This window comes from Bacteroides sp. AF39-11AC (genome assembly GCF_003474285.1).
GTDB lineage: Bacteria > Bacteroidota > Bacteroidia > Bacteroidales > Bacteroidaceae > Bacteroides.
The window spans coordinates 273,555-298,270 of the sequence record NZ_QROH01000002.1; the positions used below are offsets into that span (position 1 = coordinate 273,555).

15 protein-coding genes are annotated in these 24,716 nt (G+C 41.1%); 1 reads left to right on the forward strand and 14 read right to left on the reverse strand.

From position 1 onward, the window contains the following. Positions 1–2: 2 nt before the first annotated feature. The 14 genes from bglX to DW036_RS03960 all read right to left on the reverse strand — a co-directional run bounded on the left by bglX (position 3) and on the right by DW036_RS03960 (position 21,776). Positions 3–2,255, reverse strand: coding sequence for a beta-glucosidase BglX (bglX, locus tag DW036_RS03895; RefSeq protein WP_118461441.1), 2,253 nt, complete (start codon positions 2,253–2,255; stop codon positions 3–5). 10 nt (positions 2,256–2,265) lie between these two features. Then, entirely contained in the window at positions 2,266–3,381 is a 1,116-nt protein-coding gene (locus DW036_RS03900) for a family 16 glycosylhydrolase (RefSeq protein ID WP_118461443.1), read from the reverse strand. Position 3,382: 1 nt separating this feature from the next. Then, a complete protein-coding gene (locus DW036_RS03905) occupies positions 3,383–4,786 on the reverse strand; it encodes a hypothetical protein (protein ID WP_118461445.1) in 1,404 nt (467 codons plus the stop codon). A 22-nt stretch (positions 4,787–4,808) separates the two neighbouring features. After that, positions 4,809–6,359 carry a RagB/SusD family nutrient uptake outer membrane protein gene (locus DW036_RS03910; protein WP_118461447.1) on the reverse strand — a complete coding sequence of 517 codons (1,551 nt, stop codon included), beginning with the start codon at positions 6,357–6,359 and terminating at the stop codon, positions 4,809–4,811. Positions 6,360–6,386: 27 nt separating this feature from the next. Continuing rightward, a complete protein-coding gene (locus DW036_RS03915) occupies positions 6,387–9,542 on the reverse strand; it encodes a TonB-dependent receptor (protein ID WP_118461448.1) in 3,156 nt (1,051 codons plus the stop codon). A 390-nt stretch (positions 9,543–9,932) separates the two neighbouring features. Then, a complete protein-coding gene (locus tag DW036_RS03920) occupies positions 9,933–10,937 on the reverse strand; it encodes a metallophosphoesterase family protein (RefSeq protein ID WP_118461450.1) in 1,005 nt (334 codons plus the stop codon). A 2-nt stretch (positions 10,938–10,939) separates the two neighbouring features. Continuing rightward, entirely contained in the window at positions 10,940–12,058 is a 1,119-nt protein-coding gene (locus tag DW036_RS03925; RefSeq protein WP_158585940.1) for a formylglycine-generating enzyme family protein, read from the reverse strand. Positions 12,059–12,077: 19 nt separating this feature from the next. Continuing rightward, positions 12,078–13,067, reverse strand: coding sequence for a nuclear transport factor 2 family protein (locus DW036_RS03930; RefSeq protein ID WP_147401428.1), 990 nt, complete (start codon positions 13,065–13,067; stop codon positions 12,078–12,080). Between the two features lie 64 nt (positions 13,068–13,131). Then, positions 13,132–13,944: a hypothetical protein gene (locus tag DW036_RS03935; RefSeq protein ID WP_147401429.1), complete on the reverse strand. Its 813-nt coding sequence runs from the start codon at positions 13,942–13,944 to the stop codon at positions 13,132–13,134. A 4-nt stretch (positions 13,945–13,948) separates the two neighbouring features. Continuing rightward, positions 13,949–15,076 carry a hypothetical protein gene (locus DW036_RS03940; protein ID WP_022394377.1) on the reverse strand — a complete coding sequence of 376 codons (1,128 nt, stop codon included), beginning with the start codon at positions 15,074–15,076 and terminating at the stop codon, positions 13,949–13,951. Positions 15,077–15,091: 15 nt separating this feature from the next. Further along, positions 15,092–15,799, reverse strand: coding sequence for a hypothetical protein (locus DW036_RS03945; RefSeq protein WP_147401430.1), 708 nt, complete (start codon positions 15,797–15,799; stop codon positions 15,092–15,094). An 11-nt stretch (positions 15,800–15,810) separates the two neighbouring features. After that, positions 15,811–18,894: a tubulin-like doman-containing protein gene (locus tag DW036_RS03950; protein ID WP_233560286.1), complete on the reverse strand. Its 3,084-nt coding sequence runs from the start codon at positions 18,892–18,894 to the stop codon at positions 15,811–15,813. Positions 18,895–18,938: 44 nt separating this feature from the next. Beyond that, the gene (locus DW036_RS03955; protein ID WP_147401431.1) at positions 18,939–19,463 is read right to left on the reverse strand and encodes a hypothetical protein; all 525 of its coding nucleotides are present in this window, start codon (positions 19,461–19,463) and stop codon (positions 18,939–18,941) included. Between the two features lie 210 nt (positions 19,464–19,673). Next, entirely contained in the window at positions 19,674–21,776 is a 2,103-nt protein-coding gene (locus DW036_RS03960; RefSeq protein WP_233560322.1) for a DUF5686 family protein, read from the reverse strand. Between the two features lie 514 nt (positions 21,777–22,290). Here DW036_RS03960 and DW036_RS03970 point away from each other — a divergent pair. Continuing rightward, positions 22,291–24,480 (forward strand): glutamine synthetase III, encoded by a 2,190-nt coding sequence (locus DW036_RS03970; RefSeq protein WP_118461465.1) that lies wholly within the window; start codon positions 22,291–22,293, stop codon positions 24,478–24,480. Positions 24,481–24,716: the final 236 nt, after the last annotated feature.

A 24,716-nucleotide genomic window follows, 5' to 3' on the forward strand; every position in this document is an offset into this window, starting at 1 on the left:
AATCAATCTACCACCTTAAAGAAAACTTCTTCTCCCGATTGGCTGTCTGTTGCCACCCAAAGTCCAAAATCTCCGGGTTCCACAACTTTCACCATATCGATGTTCCAAAATGCAAGTTCACTAATGGGTAGTTCAAACGAAACATTCTTTTTCTCGCCCGGTTTCAAGGTTACGCGAGTAAAACGTTTCAGTTCTTTCACCGGACGAGTTACAGAACCAACCTTATCTTGTATATACAATTGAGCAACTTCCGTCCCCTTATATTTACCTGTATTTTCCAGATCAAATGTCACAGTCAATACATCATCTTTCTTCAATGATGCTGATGAAAGTTTGACATTACTATACTTGAACGTTGTATATGACAAGCCATAGCCAAATGGGAATAAAGGATCAAAACCGGCATCCATATAGAAAGAAGTACATCCCAATGAAGTTTGTCCAGCCTCAACAGCAATGTCATCCAGCAACACCTCATTCCGTGTAGCCGGCCGCCCGGTATTGTTATGAGCATAATATACCGGAATTTGTCCTACCATCTTCGGGAAAGTAACCGGTGTTTTTCCACTTGGAACCGCTTTCCCCCAAAGCAAATCGGCCAATGCCGGTCCACCCATCGTACCCGGATGGAATGAATAAAGAACGGCTGTTGATTCTTCCACTTCCTGACCGATAGTCAACGGACGACCTGCCATCACAATGGTTACTACAGGTTTACCTGTCTTAGCCAAAGCCGTAATCAAAGCACTTTGATCACCCTGAAGATTCAAATCTGCCAGACAGTGTGCTTCACCCGAGAGAATGGCTTCCTCACCCACAAAAGCAAGAATGACATCTGCACGTGCAGCAGCAGCGGCAGCTTTTGCCACGCCTGCCAGATTTTTCTCACGGCTATAAGCTAATCCGGGTTCATAAATCACCTGTACCTTGTCGCCAACCATTTCCTTAATAGCATTCAATGGTGTCTGAGTATGAGCTTTCTCACCATCAAAGATCCAGGTACCCAATTGTTCATAAGGCGCATTGGCCATAGGCCCTACCACAGCAACGGTTTTCAGAGACTCTTGTAACGGCAGTACTTCTTTATCATTCTTCAACAAGATAGCCGATTCTACAGCCGCCTGCTTAGCTACTTTCAGATGAGAAGGAGTATACATGACAGAGGGTTGCTTTTCATCTACATAAGGAGCATCAAACAATCCCAAACGATACTTGACGCGCAATATATTACGAACGGCTTCATCGATGGTGCTTTCTTTCACCTTTCCTTCTTTTATTAATGCAGGCAATTCTTTTACAAAGGTGTAACTTACCATTTCCATATCCACTCCGGCATTCACTGATTTCATGGCTACTTCTTTAGAATCGGCAGCAAAACCATGACTTATCATTTCGCTGGCAGAAGCCCAGTCTGTCACTACCAAACCATCAAATCCCCACTCGCCACGAAGCACATCCTTCAAAATGAAAGCATTTCCGGTAGAGGGTATCCCATCATTATCATTAAAGGAAGTCATAAACGTAGCTGCACCCGCTTTCGCTGCCGCTTCAAACGGTGGCAAGTAAACATTGCGCAGACGACGTTCAGGAATAAATGTCGAATTATAGTCACGCCCGCCTTCGGCTGCACCATAACCCACAAAATGTTTAGGACAGGCAGCTATGGAAGTGGAACTATTCAAAGAATCTCCCTGAAAACCTTCTACCATGGCAGCTCCCATTACAGAAGTCAGGTAAGTGTCTTCACCACATCCTTCGGCAATGCGCCCCCAGCGAGGATCACGGGCAATGTCGATCATCGGTGCAAAAGTCCAACGGATACCTACGGAAGAAGCCTCAATAGCTGCCACCCGTGCACCGTCTTTTGCAATCTGCGGATTGAACGAAGCCGCTTGTCCCAATGGGATGGGAAAAATGGTTTTAAACCCGTGAATAACATCGCGAGCTATCAACAAAGGGATTCCCAACCGGGACTCCTCCATCGCTACGCGTTGCAACGCATTAATACGTACCGGATCCACCTCATTCAGGATAGACCCGACTTCACCTTTCTTAATTAAACTACTCATATCCTCAATATTCCCATAAGAGGTAATCTGGTTCATCTGACCGATTTTTTCTTCAAGGGTCATCTTAGACAGGAGAGATTCTACTTTTTTCTCGGTTGCCGCATCGCTACCTTTATTTGCCACTTGCGTACAAGAGACAAAAGGCAGAAGGAGCAAGCAAGTGGAAAAAATTCTTCTAGCTTTCATACCTATTCAATTATTTTTTCTGAAATACACGTACATAGTCAATCTCGTAAGTTGCAGGTAAGGCCGACTCATCTATACCCTGAGCACCTCCCCAGTCACCTCCCCATGCAAGATTCAACTTCAAGTAGAAAGCTGCATTAAAGGGCCAGGTGTTTTTATTCCCTTTTTTATCGTTATCAAAAGTAAAGTAGCACTTACCATCCACATACCCTTTGATAAAGTCTTCCGTCCACTCAACGGCATATACATGAAACTCCGTTTGCGCAGTCGGCACTTTTATGGTTCCTGACTTTTGAGTACCTATTGAATGATTATAAGCTTTACAATGAACTGTTGATAAAATCACATTAGGATCATAACCCACTTCTTCCATAATATCAATCTCACCATCATCGGGCCAAGCTGTATAATTCTTCGGCATCATCCAAAATGCAGGCCAGGTCCCTTTTCCTGTCGGTAGTTTAAGGCGAGCTTCAAAATAGCCATACTTCCAACTTTCGACTGTATTCATGCGGATAGAATAAACCTCGCTACCCACCTTCTTAGCGATAATCTTCAGTGTCCCATTACTTACCTGAGCACAAGTTTCTCCATTCTTCGAACCGGGAATGTAGTTTTGTATCTCATTGTTCCCCCAGCCACTGGCACCTGTCTCATACCACCACAATGATTCGTCGGGCGTAGACAGTTTGGAGTCATTAAACTCATCCTGCCATATCAACCGATAGCCCTCAGGAGTGTCGATATCCGGATCTACAATATCAGGTTTTGCTTCTTGTGATATCGGAACAGAAACACGTGTGGTACCAGACTTTACCACTACCGACCCCTCTCGGGGTTGGTAAGTGGTATTAGCTTTGACCGTTACTTCAACTGTCCCCTGCAGAGCATTACTCAATATTTTACAAGTAATCCAGTCTTCATTGCTGAAGGCAGTCCACTCCTGATCGGACTTAACCGAGAGTATTGTGACGGAGCCTTCATAAGTAGCCGTTATTTGAGTTGGCGCTACACTGACTACAGGAGAGAATACTTCCGGCTCGCCGTCGCTACTGCCACAGCTAAAGCAACCGAGCAGGCAAGTAAAGAAAGAAAGTATTGTCATTAGCTTTATATTCTTAATCATGTCAGTCTTTATGCTTTTGTAAGATGATGTCTTTAATAGTTACATCAGTATTGGCAGGATTACCTCCGAAGTCAAATACTAAAGATATAGCATGCATAGCTTCAGGAGCTTTCACAGAAGCTGCCCAAACAGCTTTTTCTGAATCAGCAACTAAATCCACTTTCTTATCAAAGAAGAAGTTACCATCATGCTTGATTTCTTTACCATCTTCACCGATTTCATTGGTCTGCACCAATTTAACAGTTACATTTTTAAGGTCCACTGTTGAATATAAGATAACATGGAGGTCATAGGCAGTCTCTGTGTCAGCTGTAAGATCAGTCTCAAATGAGAATTGATTCTGCCATGCTTCTGCAGTAGCTTCCGGGAAAGACAAAGAGTAAGACCTGCCATCAATGACCAAAGCCGGATTAGGTTTGGGACTCCAGTCACTATTTGCATAAAAGAATTTGTTAACATAGGTCATGCCATTCCAAAGGTTATCCTTACTATCGACAGCAACCCATGTAGGTTCAGGAGTTTCATCGATTACAGGAACTTCAGTGCCGTCGTCATTAGCATGGTCTTTTAACACAATACTTTCAATAGTCATATCCGTGCCAGCTGCATTGCGGCCAAAATCAAAAACAAGCTTCAGATTAGCGATATCAATGCCCGGCATATTACTCTTCCAGAAGCAAAGCGGTTCGTTAGCTTCCAGTTTTATACCTTTTTCTTCAAAATAGAAATTACCATCATCCGTACTATCCACCAATTTTACTGTAACATTGGAGTGTGCTACTGAAGCTGTAAGAATTACTGAAAAGTCATAATTCTTAGTAGCCTCTGTTGAAATATTGGTTGCCATTGCCATTTGCGCTTGCCAAGTATCATCAGTAGCCTCCAACAATTTTACTGTATAAGTACCATTTTCCAATGTATATGCAGGATCTGCAATAGCCGACCATCCCGGAGCATAATAGAAGGTGGGAGCCGCTATCGTAGCCTTCGTCCACATATTAAAATCGCTTTCATACACAAATCCACCGAAACCATTCATTATCGTCTTATTGATGCGGAAGGTTTTGGAAATACTACCATCACTTACACCATTGGCATTAGCAATTTTTACATCCACACTATAATCTCCGGCTTTTCTATAATATTTCTTCATGGAAAATGAAGATGAATAGGTCTTACCGTCAAATATCCAGACAGGAGTAATGCCCGGTTGAGCGTTAAAAGTAAAAGTTACCCAATTGGTTTCCTGATCCACATCTATCTGAATCGTATTTTCATAAGTTGATGCAACCGGAATGCCGGCTTCATTAGGTGATGTAAAGTCATCGGGTGAGCAGGCTGTGATGCAAAAAGCCATAGCCGTCGTCAGCAACATTCCTCCGATATAGCTATATATTTTTTTCATAATCCTTCTTTTTTTAAATGAATTAATAATTGTTTTGAGTTAAAGTACCTTGTGCAGCATCAATTTCGCTCTGCGGAATAGGCAGATGCTTCTTATTTGCTGACCAGGTATTTGTACGGTAACCATATCCATCGGGCACCAACACACTGGTAGCTTTACCTGTACGTATCAAATCCCAATAACGCTTACCTTCACCCACAAACTCAAGATGACGTTCGTCAATGATATTATCAATTGTTGCTTCTTTTTCAGTAGTCAATCCGGCACGTTTACGTACGCGATTCAAGTATTCTTTTGCATCACCCGAGCCAGCACCGCGAGTAATCAATTCAGCCGCATTCAGCAGAGTTTCAGAGAAACGATAGATACGAAGGTTGTTATTCCAGTTCAACTGTGCATCTGCCTTCTGACCGGCATTATCACCTGTATGTGCAGCATACTTTTCGAGAAAATAGCCTGTATCCTGATAACGGTGATTATAAGTGAGCTGGTTCGTAGGATTGGCAGCATTATGAGCATCAATTGCAGCCTGTGCATTCCAGCAAGTAGCATCACGACGGGTATCATTATTGGCATAACGTTCATACGTCTCCAAACGAACCGGACAGAATCCCCATCCTTCATCATGTCCATCTGTTCCGTTAGGCCAGGTATGCGGACTAACCAGTGTAGGTAGTACAGTACCGCCTGCATTCAATGGGCCATCCCATGAACGAATAGCATCATCATCTTTATAGTTCACTTCAAATATAGATTCCTTACCCCATTCATTTGCTTCCTTGAATACATCAGCATAATTTTCAAGTAAACCATACTGAGTACTATTGATGATTTCCTGCATATACTGTAATGCTTTACCATAACGGGATTCATCATTCTGATACATTACAATTTCAGCGTAAAGCATATATGTCATAGCCCTGGTCACACGGCCATAATTATCTGCTGTTTCTTTCATTGGAAGAACCTTACTTGCAATCACACCTTCAAGATCAGTAATGATATTTTCATACACCTGGTCTGCAGATAATTGTTCCGCAAGATAGGGTGATGTCAGGTTTGTATTATAATAAGGTATATTACCCCAGAACTTCCACAGCCAATTGTAGTAGAGTACACGAAGAGTTACAGCTTGAGCTTCGTAATATTTCCGATTCTCTTCAGTTACATTATCTCCTGCCCAACCTAAGTAAGTAATGACATCATTACAACGCTTCACACCACTATAAGAAACAGTCCACAGTCCTTTAATGACATTTGTAGGAATTGCTTCAAAATTCATCATCAAATGCCATGCCTGATTATCCGTTCTGTCCTGACCACCAATCCAAAGATCATCAGCCATGATATCACTCATAAGAGTTACAGGATTATATTCACCCATTGCCCAATCGGACCAATGCAGAGGGTCATAAGCTGCTACTACTGCTTCCTGAATATGCGCATCGGTAGTAAAATAAGAATTAATTGTTTCATCTGTTGGAGAAGAAACCTCCAAAAAGGATTCTGAACATCCTGTAGCCAAGAAAGCGGACGCTATCAAACTTGCTACTATATATTTATATCTTTTCATAACTTTTTATATTTTAAAGATGAGAAATTAGAAAGTGAGGTTAGCACCAATCGTCCATGTTCTGGCCTGAGGATATACACCATAGTCAACACCAAGTGAAGTACCACCCGATGAAATTTCAGGATCAAAACCATGATATTTGGTGAAAGTAAGCAAGTTCTCTGCTGCTACGTAGAAGCGCAGTGAAGAAACAAACACTTTCTGTGTTAATGCCGCCGGCAAAGTATAGCCTATTTGAATGTTTTTCAGACGCAAATAACTGCCATCGTAAACATACAAGTCAGATGATTGCCAGTTTGTATTATCACCCAGCATAAAACGAGGGATACGGTTAGAAGTACCTTCACCGGTCCAACGGTTCAGCATCCATGAAGGAAGATTAGTAGCAGAGATGTCGGTACGGCGAGTTGCATCATAAATGTCATTACCCATAGTACCTTGCCACATCATACTCAAATCGAAGTTCTTCCAACTGACATTCAAATTAAGGCCATAAGTCCAGTCCGGCATACCTTTTCCGATATCGGTACGGTCATCAGCATCAATTGAACCACTTCCATCCACATCCACGAAACGAACATCACCGGGGACTGCGTTCGGCTGTATCAGTTCTCCCTTAGAGTTAGTATAAGCATTCACTTCATCCATATTCTGGAATACACCTGCAGTTTTGTATCCATAGAAGTATGGGAAAGGTTTACCATTCTGAGCACGGCTGATTGTACCTGTACCTTGGAAAGAATCAAGGTTTGCCCAACCGGATTCGTTTCCATATTCAATCAGCTTATTCTTTAAATAGGTCAGATTACCACCAATGCGGAAGTTCCAGTCAGATACGCGGAATCTGTATGCTGCTTCCAATTCAATACCGCTGTTTTCCATCTTACCTACGTTACCAATCGGTTTGGATTCACCCACATATGAAGGGATATTCATTTCCATCAACATACCATTGGTAGTTTTCTTGTAATAGTCAGCTGTAAAAGTCAAAGCGTTATTAAAGAAGCCAAAGTCAATACCAAAGTCCAGCTGTTCTGATTCTTCCCATTTCAAGTCAGGATTAGCGAGTCCACTGGCCTTCACACCGTTGATCACCTTTTCTCCAGCTCCGAAAATATAATTATTACCGGTTGAAGTTAACACAGTATATTTAAAATTACCGATATTTTCATTACCATTCTTACCCCAAGAGAAACGGACTTTTGTAGATGTCAGCCACTCAGGACGCTTCTGCATAAACTTTTCGTTTGTCAAATTCCATCCCAGTGAGAAGGAAGGGAATACAGCATAGTGATTATTAGATCCGAAACGAGAAGAGCCATCACGACGGATTGTAACCTGGAACATATACCGTTCGTCATAGTTATAGCTGGCTCGTGCAAAAAGAGAAGCTAATGTAGCGATCTCAGAAGGAGCACCCGCTGCTGTCTGATCACCATCTGCTGCCTGTCCGGTACTTGCATTGAGATAGGGACGGCTATAATTGATAATATTGTTACGTGTACCTCTAAGATATGAACCAGTATTCTTCTTGGCTGACTGACCTAACAAAACTGAGAATGTATGCTTATCAATCGTCTTATCATACATCAACACATTTTCCAACTGCCAAACAGTCCCGTCATGCTTCTCTGAGTAGGCAGTAGAGCGTGATGAAGCACCACCACTTCTCAAATAGTAAAGAGGAGTATAGCCATCATTGCCCCAGAAAGAGAGGTCGGCACCATAAGAAGTCTTGAATCTCAGATTATCCCATAATTGCAATTCTGCAGAAAAATTAGCCACAAACTTATGGCTCCAGTTCTTTGCGCCGGGCAAAGAAAGATTAGCAATCGGATTGGTCATTTCACCAAATTCCGAACCGGGAATACTAAAGAGCTTACCGTTACGTGGGTCATAAATCGGCGTGTAGTCCGTTGTATTAGCATACTTGTCAAGCTGAGCTTGTGCAGCATCTCCTTCATCATAAACGGTCAACATCGGAGATAAAGCCAAAGCAGAACCTAACGGAGATCCCCAAGTGGAGTTAGCTTCAATGCCAGTACTTTTAATACGGGCATAAGAAAGGTTGGAAGTCACTTTTAAACTATTCAACCAATTACGGTTCTTAGATTCATCGAAGAGATTATATTGTGTATTGCTACGCAAAGTCAGACGCTCATAGTTAGAACGATTAAAGTTACCACCCACAATACCATCTTGGGTATAATAACCAGCTGAGAACAAGTAGTTCACCTTATCACTCGCACCACTCACACTCACCTGATGATTCATTACGGGAGCATTATCATTAAATACTTCATTTTGCCAATCAGTTCCCGTACCATAAGAGTATGGATCGTTGTATTTGGGAGCTATACCTGCATTAATAGCACCCTCATTCATCATGAGCGCATATTCCGTAGCATTCAGCACATCCCGATTCTTCCATGCACTTTGCCAGCCATAAGAAAAGTCATAAGTCACTTTCGTCTTACCAATCTTACCGCTTTTAGTAGTAACAAGAATTACACCATTCGCAGCACGTGCACCATAAACAGCACCCGAAGCAGCATCTTTCAGAACTTCGATAGAAGCAATGTCACTCGGATTCAAATAATCCAGACCACCTTCAATAGGCATACCGTCTACAATATAAAGAGGATCGGCTGCGCCATTTTCCGTACGAATCGTACCTACACCACGTACACGAATCTGAGCTGCAGCACCCGGCTGACCGGAAGAGGAAGTAACTGTAACACCAGCTGCCAAGCCTTTCAAAGCATTATCCATACGAACCGGAGCTGTATTTGCCAAATCCTCAGATGATACTCTGGCAATGGACGCTGTTACCACACTCTTTTTCTGAGTACCGTAACCAATAACTACTACTTCGTCCAATGCTTCAGAATCTTCTTGCAGAACAATTTTAAGTTCACGCTTGCCATTTACCGGAATTTCCAATGATTTGAATCCTATATAAGAAATAGAAAGGATTGCGTCGGAGGGAACCGACAAAGCAAATTCACCGTCTATACCGGTGATTGTTCCCGTAGTGGCATTACCTTTCACCACCACATTTACTCCAGGTAAGGGTTCATTGTCCGCACCACTTATCACTGTACCTTTTACCTGTATATCTTGTGCATATACAGAAGCTAAGGTAAAGCTTAGTAAAAATAAAACTGATAATAACTTCTTCATAAGTTTTACTAAATTAAGATTAACAATTCTCGGTTATGTTCTCAATCGAACACTGCAAACATAGAGTAAAATGCAATAAAAGGACTCTACATAGCCCATTCTTAAATACGTCAATTCAAAATTATAAATACGTTAGCAATACGTCAGCACAACATAAAATACTGAATATCAACAAAAACACAATACATTCAGTCAATACGCCATTACATGTTATAGAGCATAAAACAGCATTTTTCAAAAATACAATAAGATAAAAGCAAAGAAATATACAAAGGGAGTCTATAATAGAAAAAGTGCGTTCTTTATTATTTCAGGAAGTGTACAAAGAAAAAAATTCTCTCATATCATCAGCAGATAGAGAGAATTTCTTTTTATTACTTAATATAGGTATTATTTGGCTTTCTTCTTTGATTTTAGAAAACTATCCGGATATGTCATCTGGTTAATCACCTCTCCGCCACGTAACCGTACCCAAGTATCAAAAGTTCTTTGATTCTCTTTCAGTACGATCACACGCGCACCATTTGGCCTCAGATGATTATAGATGGTATTTCCTCCGGAAAAGCGTCCATAAGCCAACAAAATATCCTTGTGCATCACTGCAAAATCGTTATCATGATCGTGTCCACAGAAAGTAGCAATCACATCCCCTTGCTCCTTTATGGCAGTAAACATACCGGAATTAAGTCTCGGGCAGCTAACATTCTCTCCTTTTGAACCCAACAAGGGATTTTTTCCGTCAGCTTCAGCCTCAGCATATTCGGGCAAAGGAATATGGAAAAAAGCAAGAGATGGAAGAGGAGTTCCACCATTCTGTTCAGTAAAGGCACTACTTTGCTCACGATACCAATTGATTTGATCAAACTTCAACCAATCATATCCGCCAATTCCTTGTAATTTTGGACGAGCATGCGAGTCAAGACAATAAAGTACTGCTGCCGCATGCGATCCATCACTGGACATCACTGGTAAAGCATAATCGGGACTAAAAGCTCCGTTACGATCGGGCTGTATATTATAAGGCATAGCACTAATGATATCGTAGATTTCACTCAATGTACAATCAAATTGTTCATCGTGATTGCCAAATACAACGGCAAATGGAATCTGACGTTCCGAAATACAAGCAAATAATATCGGTAGAATTTTTGCTACTGAAGCAGAATAAACCAAATCTCCCGTTACCATCACAAAATCTGGTTTTTCAGCATCCAACACTTCTTCCATGCATTCTATAGCCGTATTTGAGGCCTTCTTTCCCCACTTGTAATGGAGATCTGTAAACTGCACAATTTTAAACTCTCCATTAGAAGAAAAATGAAGAACAGGTTCTTGTGCATGACTGGCAAGAACCATGCACAGAAACACGATACAAATAACAATATTACGTTTCATTGTCACTTACTAAGATCCAGTACTACTCGTAAGCCTAAGCCCTTTTCACGTGTATCCTGTTCCACTCTGCGACGGAAAGCTACACGAAGGTTATCAGGGGATTCACTATCCCAGGCACCACCACGACGCACACGGTTCTTATCAGCTTTAGATCCGATAGGGTCCGAAACTTCTCCCTTAGGATACTCATTCTTATAGTCCATACAGAATTCCCACACATTACCACTCATATCATAGAATCCCAGTTCATTAGGCTTCTTCGTTTTTACAGCATGCGTCGTATTCTGACTATTCGGATAATACCAACCTACTTCATCGACATTAGCACTTCCACTATATTGTGTAAGCTGAGTTTTGTTTCCACCACGAGCCACATATTCCCATTCTGCTTCGGTCGGCATACGGAAACGTACTCCTGTCAGTTCACTCAATTTTGAAAGGAAAACCTGGCACTCATCCCAAGTTACCATTTCCACGGGTTTATTAGGATCTTTAAAAGTAGAAGGATTACTGTCCATAACATACTCCCACAATGCCTGTGTCACTTCCGTTTCACCCATATAAAAGTCTTTTGTAATCTTTACCCAATGAACAGGCTGTTCATCTTTGTCCGCATTTTGCTGTTCAGGAGTAGCTCCCATTTTGAACATACCGGGTTTTACAAGCAACAAGTCAAAACTTACCGGTTTTTTAGTCTGTACACCAATGATATTAGCCTGTGGCTTCAAGTCCACGGTAATTCTTGGTTTCAGGAAATTCTCACCCGGTTTAGTAACCGTCATAATATAGGTGGATTTCGACTTCACGCTCTCAAAATCGCAACGCAAAGGAGTAAAATCTGAGGTTTTAATAGTAAGCCAACTGGAGCCTCCGATCAAATAGACCCAATATTCTCCATCCTTGTACTCAGACTTTACAATATCCCCCTCAAATTTAGCATCCGGCACAGTCAATCCTACCTTAATTAAGGCACAAGGATCGCCATTCAAATCAGCAACTTGATGCACCTGAGCTGATAAATCTGATGAATCAACATGAAAATCGCTCATGGTCAGCTCTTGTGCATAAAGCGAGCATAACGAGAAACATAGCAAAACTGCTGCAAAAAAAATCTTTTTCATATAAATTGGTTTGTTGTTATTATGGTAATTTGACATCTGAAAATCCGAATACATTTTCTCCCATAGGCTGCCAGGTTCTTACCTGTATTTTGGGCTGCTCTTCATTGGTAAAATCCCAAATCAGGACAACCATACCTTCATCATGGTAGGTCGATGAATACCAGTTCTGTCGTAATGTCACTGCATAGTACTGAGTTTTCCCCGGAGCACCATTACGTTTAATCTCATAATCATTGAACTCTACATTGATATAACCTTTATGTTTTTCACGGTCGAAAACGCGACGAAGACTAGCCAAATACTGTTGTTTGTTCTTTTGGACATATTCTACTTTTGCCGCATCTGCCATCCCAACTTCGCTTTTTTGTCTTTGCATTACCACTTTACCTGTAATAATCAAAGCATCATCACTGAAGATATCTTCCATAAATTTCAGATTCTTATCATTATAGGCTTTTCTGAACTGTTCGCACCAGTGAATAATTTGTAAACGACGGTCCACATCATTCAAACGTACGCCTTCTTTCAGCAGTTGCTGATATTGCCGGGTTTCCATGGCAAAATTAAAATCAACAATTCGCCCTGCGGGACTAAAATCAATGCAAATTTCCTGATACTTAGATTTTTGGGCATCAAACGCAGCATCCAATGGCTTCATTTCTACCCCAATATTTCTTACCTGAAAGCCACGCAAGCTTCCATTATTTCGTTCCAAACGTACACAATGCTCTACGATATCATTATCCATCGTACGAAAATGAACATTATTCCACGTCATTCCAATGCTCTGTGAAGCCAAATTATCAATGTCAATACCACTATAATTGATGTCTGAATTGCTGGATTCCGCAGTATTAATAGCAGTCAGCAAGCCCATCACCTGCTGCTCTATCTTCGTTTTTAAAGCACCATCCGGAATACCATCAGAAAACTCAAAAAGGACCTCGTTTTGTGCTTGTAAAAGCATGCAACAACCCAACATCCAAAAAGCGAATACTAATTTTCTCATATTTCTATAACATTACTATTTATATATACACAAACAGCATAAGCTTCTAAACCAAATCTTATTCTTATTTGGAAAACTCAAACCACACTGCACTCTTTCCCTTACCAAAATAGTTATCCAACGAATCATACTGGCGAGTTCTGAAATTAACCCGGTCATTGGTGCCAGGTCCCAGAATCGTCACTAAACTTTTATCCGTATCATCTTCCAGGATAACCCAAAAACATTCTGCTACATTCTTACATTCATTGTATGTACCAAAACGTTTTACTTTATAATCTACCTTCATGCGATTAAGAACTCCTATCACTCCCTGTAAATTAGGTTTCTGCAACATTTCATTCAAGGCCTCCTGCTGCCATTCCACGGGAAGGGCCATCGAAGCTTCAGAAGAGGTTACAGGTGCCGCTGTAGGTTCAGTTGCCACAACCGGTTCAGAAGTTACAGCCGGAGCTGCTTCAGGTGCTGCAACTGATTCAACAGGTTCAGGTGCTGCAATTGGCTCTACTTTTGATTCGAACGGTGTATCATCCGCCGCTGACTCAAAAGGAACATAATCAGCTTTATTTACGTAGACAAAAACACGCATATTAGTGCCACGCTTTCCTTTTATACATTGCACCTTCGTCAAGCTATGCTCTGTAACCTTGCTTTCAGGAGGTAAGTTTTTGTCATTGATATAATCATTAATATAGTTGGCCAACATCAAAGTGGCAGCTTCACGTGCCTCCTCTTCAGTCTCCATAGTAGATTCGGCATAGAAATATTTTCCGTCACGTTTAATGTCGTTTATCTGCTTCGTTATACCCGAATTTTGTGCAATAGCCCCCGTAACCGAGAGGCAGCCCAACAGCAACATCAGAATTCGTTGTTTCATACCTTTAATTTTCATCTTCCTTAAACAAATTTTTTATTTTAAAAGTGGGAACATAACTAGTCAGACGGGCTGTTATATTTCCTTTCTTATCCAGTAACTGTTCTACATCGCAAGTTACTTTCATCACATGGCAATATCCTTCATTGGCATTGCGCATTAATAATTCACAAACGGCAAGCGTACCCTCAAAGCTAATTACTCCGAAATAAGGGGTACACCCTTGTCTCAAAAAGTAACTAACAAACTGCAACAAAGGCATTTCAAAGTTTTCATCAGGAGCATCATACTTTTTCAGACGGACATTTATCCTAAAATCATTTTTCAGATTAACGGTTGTCAGCAGGTTTGCCAAGCTCTCCAAAGGATGCTTCCGATTGAACAGCAACTGATATTTCCCATCATCCGATTTCTCATAATAACGGGTGGTACTTAGTTCAGCCGTGTAACAAGTATCTCCGGGAAGAACAAAATAATTCGGCTGCCAAGTCTTAACCAAAAACTTAGGGTTAACTTTTGCGGTATCTGCCGGTAACAAAGGAGCACGTTTTATAGCACTAACAATACGTCGCTCGTTTTCTACCATTTCAGTACCATGAAGCAAATCATAACTAATAGGGAAATCAACAGAACAAGTTAGTTTATCACCCCGATACCAGCTAACCTTATAGCGCCTGTCAGACAGATTGTCAATAGTCAGGTTTAAAGTGGTATCACCAACCTGTTTACGCAGATCGGACATTTCTCCAACTGTAAAATTGATATTATCTTCTGCTAATTGTTTCTCTACAGACTTCTCACGTTTCAATGGTAGATCAATGCTCAGCACATATCGCTCTAAGAAATTGTATACAGCAGGAACCTGTAGCAATTGGCGTTGTTCCTCAGAAAACAAAAGATAACCAATATGGCTTACCCTTCCACCATCTACAGTAACACTCAACGGACGTTTTTTATAAAAAAGCTCTGTATTATAACGACCATCTTTCAAAGTACTCAACTGATCTGCCAACTTTAATGAGGTTGCCATATCAGCCAATAAATCGGTCTGATAACTGTTCTGAGCTATCAACGACATGGTATTCACCCCCGAGAGGGCAAATACCATGAATAATGAGTAGAAGATGGTCTTCATAACATTCAATGTTTATCAACCACCAATCTGAATTGTCTTACGCGTTCCATCCTTACGTTGAAGTTCACCTTGCTGTAAGTTACCATCCTTAAACTTAGCGTTCATAATTTTATCGCCCGGCTTTAAGTCCAAAGTTTCTTTATCTCTATTTTTCAAGTCGAGTGAATACCCTTTCGTAACATAAGCAATACCAATACCATTGGGTTTACCACTTCCATTCGTTGGTCCTTCAAAATAACCATAAGGCAGATTTATACGTGCAGGAGCATCCTTTTTCACTGTTTCCGCAACATCGGTAGACTTGGCATCTTCCTGTGTAGAAACTTTAATTGTATCTTCCACCTCAGTCACAAGTTGTTCTGCTTCTTGTTCCACAATTTCTTTACCTTCTAGAGACTCACCAGAAGATACGATAGTATCCTTTTCTACTGTTACTACAGTTTCTGTAGCTGCTTTCTCACCTGAGAATGCAAAATATGCGCCACCTCCACCAAGCACAATTACAGCAGCAGCAATACCACCAATAAGAGTCCAATTAGTAGTACGCGGAGGAGCTACTTTTGTCAAGTTCTCACCACATTCTTCGCAAACAAAATCTTTCCCTGCACGAATCTGCTGAATTGTCTTTTCAGCACACTTTGGACAAGGCTTACCATCACCATTATCACGATTAGTACAGATACCATACATATATCTGTCTCTTGCATTATTACTTCTTGCCATAATTGTTTTCCTTAACGTTTCGTATTAATCATTTCTATTGCTTTTCTTGCGTCCGCACCAAACTGGGTATATTTGGGAGAAGTAGGACTTGAGCATTCTTTTGAGACAAAGTCGCGCATCAGCACTTTCACCTTTTCCACCATAGCATTACGCTCACTAACTTTTAATTCTGTATTTTTCAGAATACTATCAACTTTCTCTTGAATACTATCACGCATTTCAGATGTGAAATCTTCACTAACAGGTATATCAGTAAAGTTGGCAGCTATGAAAGTCGTAGTCGGCGTTCCCCACTCATCTTCTGTGATCATGCACCATCCTTGCTCCTCTCTGGCATCCTGCGTATATTGTATAAGATCGTTAGCGGCAGCCACAAAGAGATAAGGAGTGAATTCTTTCAGAGGAATAATCTTTTCACCCATAATACCCGGCAATTGCGTACCGTCACCTTCACTGTGAAGCAAGATACGAGCCTCTGCAGCTTCGGTAGGATTTGGGTTCTGAACCATATCATTATATTCCCTTTCATAGTTTGTCATCCAAGAAATAGCACGCATAGGGAAACAATACTTCACAGCTGCAATGGTGATTTCATTCATGCGTTGATCTGAAATATTAAACCGGATGGTACTTCCCGGTGTACCGTTTCCAAATGAACTCTTCAAAGCATTCTCCAATTTTACAGCAAAAGCCTTGAGAGAATCATTACCTTCATAACTTGGCAAACTTACCAGAATCGTTTTGCGATTAATGGACTCCGGATGAGATACAGGATTCGGATTGTTATTCAAAGCTTTACTAAGTTGTCCTTCATCAAGTTTTAGGAAAACACCACTCTGATTTACAACATCACTGGCAAAACGTCTGATATCATCATCCGTTAGGAGAACTTTTTGCAATTGCTGCAAAATATTCATGCCGAGTATCTTATCTTGCTGACATTCTTGATCATGAATCTCACGGATTTGTCCGGCCAGTTGCAGGTCAAACAGATCAAAAATAGTATCCTCAGTAGTCTGAGCTGCCAATTCATCGAAATGAGCAAAAGTCCGGTTACCAACAATTGCTTTACGCAAACCTCCCGAAAGAGTTTCCTGGCGATGTTTATCCAAGATGATAGTACGTTCAAACTTAATCATCTTCTCGTCTTCACATACTTCAATAATAGCTTTAGAAAGATCAGCTACCCCTTTACTCTTCTGATTACGATCCGCAATACGCTTTTCTGCCATTTCCATCGAAATGTAAAGTTTACCGGCAAATTCAGTAACCTGTGCATGGAACTCTTCAAAAGCTGCACGCAACTTACCCAATAAGGAAGCCTGAAACTTCTTAGCCAATTTAGTCGTCTTCTCAACATAAAGGTCTGAAAGGATTTCCTGATGATCCGTATAACGACGGGCAGAAGCACCGGCTGCACGTGCTATAAGACTAGCATGCGACCAGTCATATTCATTAGCAGCGGCATCGTCTGAGTACTGCTTGATCTTTTCATCACAAGTCGTAATCTCTGCATCGATGTTGGCTCTGCGTTTCTTAATATAAATCAGGATTTCATCACAAATGTGAAGCAAATCGTCCAGAGAAAGTTGTCCTTCATACCATTTTGTATAAAGATCACGTTCGATACGTTCTACAATATAACTGGCTTGTTCCTTCAAAATACGGTCATCACCCTTATCCTGATAGTACTCCTCTACGCCTTTTTTCAAGCGGAAGTTATTCTTAAACTCACCTTCGCAGAAACTTTCCAGATATTTCAACGGATTCTTATCGGCTGCTTTCGCATCATCATAAGAATAGAAGTTTGTGGTTGATTTCCAATAATCCTGTATTGAATCGAAATTCTTATCCGTATCGTAAATCTTCTCGTTAAGCGTGAGGAATGAGTCGCTCAGTCTCCAGTCACGTAAATGTGCATCATTAATATAGAGTTGCTTATAATCCTTCTTCACACTCTCCTGTACAAAACCAAAGTCATCCTTAAAATTATTATACTGCATTTGACGAAGCACCTGTTGCCCAATAGTATAAGAGATATGTTCGATGATACGCTTCTCAGGATAGATAACACGTTTGATACCAAATGAACTAATAGCTTTCGTACGAGCACGTTCTTTATCGTTGCCCTTAGATTTTACGCTATACTCTACACAAAAATCATTAATATTTTCAGAACTCAGTCCACGAATAAAATCACCGGTGGTATCTGCATTATATTCCAAAAACATACGGAAATAAATCGTATCGGCCAGTAACTGTGGCAATTCAGTGAAAGAGTTTACAGTAACGCCATTTTCATTAATATTGGAATAAAGCATCAAGCCAAACTGCTTGTTGGAATCCAAATCAAGTGAAATGTGTTCATCACCACGAATCACATCACAAGGAAGGAAGCGTCCCACATTCAATGCACTCAACTCACAAAGAGCGGCATATCCATTCTGATGGTAACGTCCAGCCTGACATCCGGCAGGAATCTCCAATTCCGGTACCATAGCATAGACCGTAATAACAGCATCACGGAAAGATGCTTGAGCACGTGCCTGAGCCACAGCATCAATGATAGCTCCCGATCCTGTACCACCTGCCAAACCGGTAAAAATATGAATATTCACAGAGTCTTTGCGGCTGATAGCCCTCACCTTTTCGTATTGTGCTCTCAGAGCAGCGACGTATTTGTTACAATTAGCAGCAAAAAGGATGCGACCTGCACGTCTCTTTTGTCCGGCAGCAGCACCTACTTCGCCTAATGTATTGCGCATTGATGCACCATTACGTACAATGTTTTTCAATCCGGGAAAGTTATCCACATTGTCTAATATCTGACCAAGATTAACTGACTTAATGTCCACAAACTCACTCTCTGTAAAAGAAGCATCTTTACCCATTACTTTGAAAGACGGGTCACCAGGCTGCATCATCTCACGTGTTGAGTCAACGTAGATAAAGCCAATTGATAGTTGAGCGCGATCTGTCTCGTTAGGAAACTCTAAAAACAAACGTTTACGAAGGGCTTTCAACACTTTGCCTCCTGTACCGCCCAAACCTATCAGAATGTGGTTAGGACTCTGAGAATCTAATTTTTCCATCATTTATAATTTATATATTTATTGTTTTTACATAGCCATATTACTTATCATCTTCTGGTCCGATGCCCTCGATTATTACGGTGTATACCGGAAGTACGCCTACGATGATTAGAAACCCGGTTTGCTTCCATCGCTCCTCCACCAATCATCACACCGAATGCAAGAACGATTCCTCCCACAATCCATCCAAAGCGCCGCCAGATGTACCTATTTAGACTATCAATGACCATCGTTTTTATATCCATCACATTTGCAGGGGTGATCTCAGCTTTGCCCAGATAAGATTCCAACAATGAATATTTATCTTTGACAATTGTCCAATCAATATTCTCACCAACAGCCTGTGCTGAAGCAACTACATTTTCTACATATTTTTTTGTTTTATTAGCGCCAATCAACGCTGTAAACTGAAAAGTCATAAAGAAAAGCCAAAAGACCCCTATGAGTCCACTAATCAAATAAGAGATACCACATATTTTATGAGCAAGATACATCACAAAGCCTGAGAGTATTAATCCTATTAATAATCCCCAGAGCAAAGCAGAAATATAATTAAACAAAATATCCATCACTTAAACCCTACTTAGATATTGATTAACTACCAGACTCAATCCCTTCCTATTGATAAGAAACTCCAAGAGATTCTTCAATATTCGTTTAAAAAAAAAGATATTGCAAATATATATATAATATTTAAAAAACAAGCAAAAGCTCAAAAAAATAAGTAAAAAATTAAGCAAGTAACCAGCAAAACAAAAATATAAAGAATTATTTCTTTCCGATTACCTATTAAACAATTCGAACGTAAATTTTACACCCACTTCTTTATAATTCCAATTTTCAAAGCCGGCGAAAAAGCCAAAATCAAAGACATGTGTACCGATACCATAGCCCACTTCAATATAAGGTTTCAGACGAGGAACAAACAAAGCACCAAAATAAAGTCGCTCATTCAGTACATATTGGCTTATTTTATTTAAATGAGGAATTATCAGGAAGGGAGCTTCATAAGTGACATGCCCCCTGAAATATCTGCGCGAGGAATTATACCAATACCTATCAAGCAATTGGAAAACTCCACCAAAATCGTCATTCCAACCTGTCGGAAGATTCGTACGCCGGAAATTCGCAAAATCAATAAAATAAACTCCGGTTTGTTCTGTAAAAGTACCCCAACCCAACCGATAATAAAAATCGCGCATCAATCCCAATGGGATTGTATGTTGTAAGTCTATTTCAAATCGTTCATAATTATTTGAATTAGGCAAGATTCCTTTAAAGCCGCGCTCCCAGTCCAATGATATTGTAGGATATTTGGAATGAAGATTTACTTTTCGATTACCATTCATATAATAATATTGTCCCGGAGTCCATGTCAAGCGTATTCCCGGAGCAAAACTATTATAAACACGGGGTAATTTGTCCAATACCTCCTCATCAATGTCAGGTGGTATGGAAGGCTGCCCGGATTCAGTAGTGGAAGAAGTACCGGAATCTATCACAGTAGCCTTGCCTTTCGCCGTATCCCTACGCCGATGCATGGAAAGATTCAAATCCAAGGTCAAACCATTGACAATCTCCCAACTATGCCTCATAATAAGGTAAAGATCTTTATAGTAATTCAGCCGGAGCCTACTCACGTCGAAAATACTGTCCGGAATATCTTTCAGCTCATCCAATATGGCACTACTATAAACACGGTTACCATCACCAAACTCCACATACAAAGAAGCCCCCTTACGAGGATTATAATCAAAACTCGACCTCACCTGCCAGTAAAATTCTTTCTGTTTAAAGTTATAACCAGCTCCCGGGGAAATCTGCAAACGCCGATCACCTGAGAATAATTGGTTATACCTCAATGTCTGACGATAGGAAAGCCCGTTCAACGCACTATAACCGAACATAAAAGGATTGATAATAGGAGAACCACGAAGCCTTCCGTAATTATTCAGATCCACTGTATAGTAATCTATCATCGCATCTCCCAAGTGTCCCCAAAACACCTTTCGCTTCTTGACAGGCGTAGAGTCGTTAAGTTGAGAATAAGTACGATAAAGTTCCTGTTCATGAGCAGTCAGAGGAATAGGACGTACACGATTGAAATGAGCTGTATCGTAGCGGTACGCATCAGGTACCGCAGTCATTTTATAGATTCCCGATAAATCATATTTGGAACCCGTTTTCCGCGTCAGATGGGCCGGTTTGCGCTGACGGATGTCCCGGTAATTAAGTGTTGCTACATAACTTCCGTCTATCAAATTTCCCAACAAACGGAAAGTACCTGTAACATCATATTTCACAGGCAAGAACTCATCAGGTTCTCCTACTTCCCCCATTTTCAGCAGATTAGTAAAGCGAAACATCTCAGAACGGCCAGAGAAGCGGATTTCACGTATGCTCCATACATCAGTATTCACAATCATATACCCACCCACTAACTGATAGCTTCTGTTTTTGGGCATGAAACGAATTTTATACTGACGATTATGAGAATCTCCCATAATAGAATCCACAAAATAGGTGTAATATTTTCTGGCATCCGAAGCTAAAGGGGAGAGGAGTTTATCATATAGCAACGTGGAAGCATAAATATTTATGTGAAAATGTTCCATCAGGCGCCCATCGGCTTCCCAGAACCCTTTAGTAGTTCCCATGCTTGCCTTCACTTCCTGTTCATAACGATTAGGAGCGGTGAAGTGGAGTTCACTATATGTTTCCATCATATATTCATGCATACCCTTTCTGGTACGGAACATGGTAGGCAAATAATGGATAATGAAATTCCGCTTTTTCACATTCACCTTTCCTTTTATATAGAGTTCCGCATTATAGCTTTCTACTATATTTGCATAAAAGGGTGCGAAATAGAAAACCCGTTCCATTACAGAGTCCGCCAGATGTTGCAGCTGCTTATCCCGCTCATCGACCGCATTTTCTGCATTGGCCTTTTGAAAAACGGAAAATAAAAGTCCGAGCCCTATCCATATATATATTAGATGTTTCAAACGTAAATCCTCAAATTAGTTGGGACAAATATAGAAAAAAAGGTTGTAAAACGAAGGAATAGCTTTTTTTTTAATACATACCAAATACACACCTAATCCAGACCAAGCCCGTACCAACCCCGTGTCAAGACCGTACCAACTCCGTGTCAAGTCCAAATGTATAGACACGGAGTTGGTACGGACCAGACTTGATCCTAATACGGCATTGATACTTCGGAGAGTAGAAACAACAAATATCACAATTTGCATATTTTGCAATACAAGCAATCCTTTTCAGGGGGTACCTGCAAGAAAAATTGCATTATTTTCAAGAATACCCCCTAAAAAATAGGGGTACTTCCAGAAAAAACATATAATTTTGCGTCCAACAATCAACAAAAGGAAGACAAGTATGTCAAAAATGAGATTCTACGCCTTGCAAGAGCTCGCCAACCGGCGCCCTCTTGAAGTTACTACCCCTTCGAACAAATTATCCGATTATTACGGAAGTCATGTGTTTGACCGCAAAAAAATGCAAGAGTACTTACCCCGGGAAGCTTACAAAGCTGTGACAGATGCCATAGAAAAAGGTACCCCTATCAGTCGCGAAATAGCCGACCTGATAGCAAACGGTATGAAGAGTTGGGCAAAATCCCTGAATGTCACTCATTACACTCACTGGTTCCAGCCACTGACGGATGGTACTGCCGAAAAACATGACGGCTTTATCGAATTTGGAGAAAATTCAAATGTAATCGAGCGTTTCTCCGGCAAATTACTGATCCAGCAGGAACCGGACGCTTCTTCTTTCCCTAACGGAGGCATACGTAATACGTTTGAAGCTCGCGGATATACCGCTTGGGATGTCTCTTCACCCGCTTTCGTTGTAGATACCACATTGTGTATTCCCACAATCTTTATCTCTTATACCGGTGAAGCACTGGACTATAAGACTCCATTACTGAAAGCACTAGGTGCTGTGGACAAGGCTGCCACGGAAGTATGCCAGTTATTCGATAAGAATGTAACCCGTGTATTCACGAATCTGGGATGGGAACAAGAATATTTCCTGGTAGATTCCGCCCTATACAATGCCCGTCCCGATCTTTGTCTGACCGGACGCACGCTTATGGGACATTCGTCTGCAAAAGACCAACAGTTGGAAGACCACTATTTCGGTTCTATCCCCCCACGGGTAACAGCTTTCATGAAAGAGCTGGAAATAGAATGCCACAAACTTGGAATTCCGGCAAAAACACGCCATAACGAAGTTGCCCCCAACCAATTTGAATTGGCTCCAATCTTTGAGAACGCCAACCTTGCCAATGATCATAATCAGTTGGTAATGGACCTGATGAAGCGTATTGCCCGTAAACATAACTTTGCCGTGTTGCTACATGAGAAGCCTTACAGCGGTGTTAACGGTTCGGGAAAACATAATAACTGGTCACTCTGTACCGATACCGGAATCAACCTTTTTGCTCCCGGTAAGAATCCAAAAGGAAACATGCTTTTCCTCACTTTCCTGGTGAACGTATTAATGATGGTTTATAAGAACCAGAATTTGCTGCGTGCTTCTATTATGAGTGCAGGTAACAGTCACCGTTTAGGTGCCAATGAAGCGCCGCCCGCTATTTTATCCATATTCTTGGGCAGACAGTTATCTGCCACTCTGGATGATATAGTACGTCAGGTAGGAGACGATAAAATGACTGCCGAAGAAAAAACAACTCTTAAGTTGGGAATCGGACGTATTCCGGAAATTCTCCTCGATACGACAGACCGTAACCGTACTTCTCCGTTTGCTTTCACCGGCAATCGTTTTGAATTCCGTGCAGCCGGTTCTTCATCCAACTGCGCAGCAGCCATGATTGCCATCAATGCTGCTATGGCTAACCAGTTGAATGAATTCAAAGCATCCATCGACAAACTGATGGAAGAAGGAATTGGTAAAGATGAAGCCATTTTCCGCATTCTGAAAGAAACTATCATCGCTTCCGAAGCTATCCGTTTCGAAGGAGACGGCTACTCTGACCAATGGAAAGAAGAAGCCGCCCGCCGCGGACTGACTAATATTTGCCATGTACCCGAAGCTCTGATGCACTATATGGACAACCAATCCCGCTCAGTATTGATCGGCGAACGTATCTTTAATGAAACGGAACTCGCCTGTCGTCTGGAAGTAGAATTGGAGAAATACACCATGAAAGTACAAATTGAGAGCCGCGTATTGGGTGACCTGGCCATCAATCACATTGTTCCCATAGCAGTCAGCTACCAAAACCGCCTGCTGGAGAACCTGCTCGGACTCAAAGAAATCTTCTCTCCTGAAGAATACGAAGTACTAAGTGCCGATCGTAAAGAACTGATACGGGAAATTTCCAAGCGTGTAACTTCTATCAAAGTCCTTGTACGCGAAATGACCGAAGCCCGTAAAGTGGCCAATCATATGGATAGCTACAGAGATAAGGCTTTTGCCTACGAAGAAAATGTACGCCCATATCTGGAAAAGATACGTGATCATATCGATCACCTTGAAATGGAGGTTGACGACGAGATTTGGCCGTTGCCGAAATATAGGGAATTGTTGTTCACAAAATGATAATTTAGCGCGTAGCGCTAAATTAAGTGACGAGCTACAAGCTACCAGTAACAAGTTGCTGCGCTATAGCCCTAAAAACTATTATATAGTAGCTTACGCTTACATGCCCAAAGGTACTTGTAGCTCGTAGCCCGTAGCTTGCCACTTAATTCCATATTTGAAAATTCCTGCCCGATTACTGCATCTTTTCGTGTCTTTTGTGCAATATTTAATTTTTTCTTTTTACATTTGTGCTG

Coding starts and splice junctions, on each gene's coding strand:
- bglX (WP_118461441.1), bottom strand. CDS start 2,255: ATGAAAGCTAGAAGAATTTTTTCCACTTGCTTGCTCCTTCTGCCTTTT.
- DW036_RS03900 (WP_118461443.1), bottom strand. CDS start 3,381: ATGATTAAGAATATAAAGCTAATGACAATACTTTCTTTCTTTACTTGC.
- DW036_RS03905 (WP_118461445.1), bottom strand. CDS start 4,786: ATGAAAAAAATATATAGCTATATCGGAGGAATGTTGCTGACGACGGCT.
- DW036_RS03910 (WP_118461447.1), bottom strand. CDS start 6,359: ATGAAAAGATATAAATATATAGTAGCAAGTTTGATAGCGTCCGCTTTC.
- DW036_RS03915 (WP_118461448.1), bottom strand. CDS start 9,542: ATGAAGAAGTTATTATCAGTTTTATTTTTACTAAGCTTTACCTTAGCT.
- DW036_RS03920 (WP_118461450.1), bottom strand. CDS start 10,937: ATGAAACGTAATATTGTTATTTGTATCGTGTTTCTGTGCATGGTTCTT.
- DW036_RS03925 (WP_158585940.1), bottom strand. CDS start 12,058: ATGAAAAAGATTTTTTTTGCAGCAGTTTTGCTATGTTTCTCGTTATGC.
- DW036_RS03930 (WP_147401428.1), bottom strand. CDS start 13,067: ATGAGAAAATTAGTATTCGCTTTTTGGATGTTGGGTTGTTGCATGCTT.
- DW036_RS03935 (WP_147401429.1), bottom strand. CDS start 13,944: ATGAAACAACGAATTCTGATGTTGCTGTTGGGCTGCCTCTCGGTTACG.
- DW036_RS03940 (WP_022394377.1), bottom strand. CDS start 15,076: ATGAAGACCATCTTCTACTCATTATTCATGGTATTTGCCCTCTCGGGG.
- DW036_RS03945 (WP_147401430.1), bottom strand. CDS start 15,799: ATGGCAAGAAGTAATAATGCAAGAGACAGATATATGTATGGTATCTGT.
- DW036_RS03950 (WP_233560286.1), bottom strand. CDS start 18,894: ATGATGGAAAAATTAGATTCTCAGAGTCCTAACCACATTCTGATAGGT.
- DW036_RS03960 (WP_233560322.1), bottom strand. CDS start 21,776: ATGGAACGGGTTTTCTATTTCGCACCCTTTTATGCAAATATAGTAGAA.
- DW036_RS03970 (WP_118461465.1), top strand. CDS start 22,291: ATGTCAAAAATGAGATTCTACGCCTTGCAAGAGCTCGCCAACCGGCGC.